The organism is Stutzerimonas stutzeri (genome assembly GCF_024448935.1).
In the GTDB taxonomy this organism is placed as follows: domain Bacteria; phylum Pseudomonadota; class Gammaproteobacteria; order Pseudomonadales; family Pseudomonadaceae; genus Stutzerimonas; species Stutzerimonas stutzeri_AO.
Genome location: NZ_JAMOIE010000175.1, coordinates 1 through 3,193, shown reverse-complemented (window position 1 = coordinate 3,193; position 3,193 = coordinate 1). Strand labels below are relative to the sequence as shown.

Sequence of the window (3,193 nt, the reverse complement as noted above, 5' to 3'; positions counted from 1 at the left end):
GCCCAGAAGGGCAGCCTGCGACGGGCTGCCCTCGCGCCTTCACTTCATCGCTCGCCGCCATCCACTGGCAACCGGCCCCCGGAATCACCGTTCCGGGGCCTGCGACAAGCGACAACATCGGACATCGGACATCGAAAGCCTCAGAGAGAGCGTGAAATCACCTCTTTCATGATCTCGTTGGTCCCCCCGTAGATCCGCTGAATGCGGGCATCGGTATACATACGGCCGATCAGGTACTCGTTCATGTAACCGTAGCCGCCAAACAGCTGCAGGCACTCATCGATCACCCGGCACTGGTTCTCACTGCCCCAGAGCTTGGCCATGGACGCCTTGGTGGCGTCCAGCTTGCCCTCCAGCATGTCCTCGACACAGGCGTCGATAAAGGCCCGGCCCACCTTGATGGTGGTGGCGATCTCCGCCAGCTTGAACTTGGTGTTCTGGAACTCGGCGATCGGTTGGCCGAAAGCGGTACGCTCGCGCACATAGTCCAGGGTGGCCTGGTAGGCCCCTTCCATCGCCGCCTGGGCGCCCACACCGATAAACAGACGCTCGTAAGGCAGGTCACCCATCAGTTGGAAGAAGCCCCGGCCCTCGACACCGCCGAGCAACTGGCTTTGGTGAACCCGGACGTCTTCGAAGAACAGCTCCGAGGTGTCCTGGGCCTTCAGGCCGATCTTGTCCAGCACACGCCCCACCTCGTAGCCCGGCTGGTTCGCGGTCTCCACGATCATGATGGACATGCCCTTGGCGCCCTGGCGGGTATCCGTCTTGACTACCACCAGCACCACGCCGGCCAGCAAGCCGTTGGAAATGAAGGTCTTGGAGCCGTTGATCACATAGTGATCGCCATCTTTCCTGGCATGGGTGCGCACGCCCTGCAGGTCCGACCCGGCACCCGGCTCGGTCATGGCGATGGCGCCCACCAGATCGCCACGCGCCATGCGCGGCAGGTACTTTTCCTTCTGCTCGTCGGTCCCGTGGTTGAGGATATAGTGGGCCACGATGCTGTGAACCGAATGGTTCAGGCCAGTCAGGCCGCGCTTGCCCATTTCCTCGGCCACCACCGCCTCGTGACGGAAGTCACCGCCGGCACCGCCGTATTGTTCCGGAATGTCCGTGCACAGCAGCCCCATCTCGCCCACATTGCGCCACATCTCGTGGCCCACATTGCCCCGCTTGCGGGCTTCCTCATCGTGGGGCGCCATTTCCGCCTCCAGGAAGCGGCCCACGGAGTCACGGAACATGGACAGTTCTTCGTCCTGCCAGCTCGGCGTCAGATCAATCGACATCATGCAGTCCTCGGTTCATGAATCGTTCAAAGCGCCCGGATCAGCTCGTCCGGAAGACCCCAGCTGGTAAGTATGTCGGCAGGATTCTCCACCGGCGCAGCAGGCGCGGCGGGAGCAGCCGAAGGCGTCCTGCTGAAACGGGGCGCCGGCGCGGGTTGGGGATATCCCCCCGACTCCACAAAAGTATTGCGCGCCTGGTTGTGGGGATGCAGGGGTGCCTCGTCCCAGTCCAGTACCGGCGCGAAGCATGCGTCAGTGCCTTCCAGGATCTCGCACCACTCCTCCCGGGTGCGGGTTCGGAACACGTCCGCCAGCTTGAGCTTGAGCATGGGCCAGCGGCGCGGATCCATCTGGGGCTCGAAGGCCTGCCGTTCCAGACCACAACGTTCGAGAAGTTCGGCATAGAACTTCGGCTCGATCGGCGCCACCGCCACGTATTTGCCGTCGGCGCAGGTGTAGACATCATAGAAGTGGGCGCCGCCATCCAGCAGGTTCTCGCCCCGGTTGTTGCTCCACTGCCCCATGGCCTTGAAGCCATACATCATCGAAGACAACAGGGCCGCGCCATCGGTCATGGCGGCGTCGATCACCTGCCCCTTGCCGGAACCGGTGGCTTCCAGCATGGCCGCAAGCACGCCCACGGTCAGCAGCATGCCGCCACCGCCGAAGTCCCCCACCAGGTTCAGGGGCACTACCGGCGGCTCATCGGCGCGGCCGATGGCATGCAGGGCGCCGCTGATGGCAATGTAGTTCATGTCGTGGCCAGCCGCGTGGGCCAGCGGGCCGTGCTGGCCCCAACCGGTCATGCGGCCGAACACCAGAGCCGGATTGCGCGCCAGGCACTCGTCCGGGCCCAGGCCAATCTTCTCCATCACGCCGGGGCGGAAGCCCTCGATCAGCGCATCTGCCTTCTCCACCAGCTTCAGGACCGCCTCGACGCCTTCCGGCTTCTTCAGGTCCAGGCAGATGGTGTTCCGGTTGCGCGAGAGGATGTCATATTTCCAGGCACCGTCCTGCCCGGCACCGGGCCGGTCGATTCGGAGCACCTCGGCGCCCATGTCCGCCAGCATCATCCCGCAGAAGGGAGCCGGGCCGAGCCCGACCATTTCGATAACGCGTTTACCTTTCAGTGGACCCGACATAGTCGCAGGTTTCCTCGTAATCTGAGCCAGCTCGTGCAACGTAGCGTGGAGGCCAGTATAGGGAGTCAGGCAAGGGGGCATCATCGTCGGAACCGACGAACTGTTCGCCTTTCACGGCTGATGTCCGCCCCCGGTCAGGCGTGGTGGCAGGCAGGCCTGCCTGCCTGGACCAGCTCCGCTCGCCGATGCTCGCCGGTACCCTGATCGCCAACCAAGGCATGCTGCTGGGCGGCGGCCAGCAGATACCAAGGCCACGACGCCATCAACCAGCTGGGCCGGAACGACTGCTCCATGCGATGTTGCGCCGATTTATGCTCACCAGGAATGCTGGACTTCACGACACTTTGCGGTTCGCAGCGTCGCAGACCATCTGACCATGCGCTTGTCCAGGCCAAGCAGGAAAATGACGTTAAAGAAAGAGGCTCTTGCGAAACACCCCACCCCGGTGCGAGTGAATTTCTGCCTGCTCGCAACGGCGCAAAAAGAGTGGAGTGGGTGCCGCCGTCGAAGGCATGATCGTGGTGTCAAAACAGCAACCACACTCGCCGAATGACTACTGCCCTGCGCGAGCGTTTGACGCAATTGCGTCATCATTTTCAGCACCCGTTGTTGCCCCTGGTCGAAGCGGGATGTTTCTGCATCGCTGACGCCGACGATGTCGCGCCTGCTGCGCATCTGGGAATGCGTGGAGATCGAGCGATTCGTGCTGTCGACGCGTGGACGGGTGGGACGACCGCCGCGCGAGCGCGTGGCGTTGGCACA

2 protein-coding genes are annotated in these 3,193 nt (G+C 63.3%); both read right to left on the bottom strand.

Features of this window, described 5'->3' with window-relative positions:
* Positions 1-140: 140 nt before the first annotated feature.
* Entirely contained in the window at positions 141-1,289 is a 1,149-nt protein-coding gene (locus tag NA637_RS24350) for an acyl-CoA dehydrogenase family protein (RefSeq protein ID WP_256075111.1), read from the bottom strand.
* Between the two features lie 26 nt (positions 1,290-1,315).
* The gene (locus NA637_RS24345; RefSeq protein ID WP_256075106.1) at positions 1,316-2,431 is read right to left on the bottom strand and encodes a CaiB/BaiF CoA transferase family protein; all 1,116 of its coding nucleotides are present in this window, start codon (positions 2,429-2,431) and stop codon (positions 1,316-1,318) included.
* Between the last annotated feature and the right edge of the window lie 762 nt (positions 2,432-3,193).

What these genes read in the sequence shown, in the direction of transcription:
- NA637_RS24350 (WP_256075111.1), bottom strand. Translation starts at nt 1,289, where the DNA reads ATGTCGATTGATCTGACGCCGAGCTGGCAGGACGAAGAACTGTCCATG.
- NA637_RS24345 (WP_256075106.1), bottom strand. Translation starts at nt 2,431, where the DNA reads ATGTCGGGTCCACTGAAAGGTAAACGCGTTATCGAAATGGTCGGGCTC.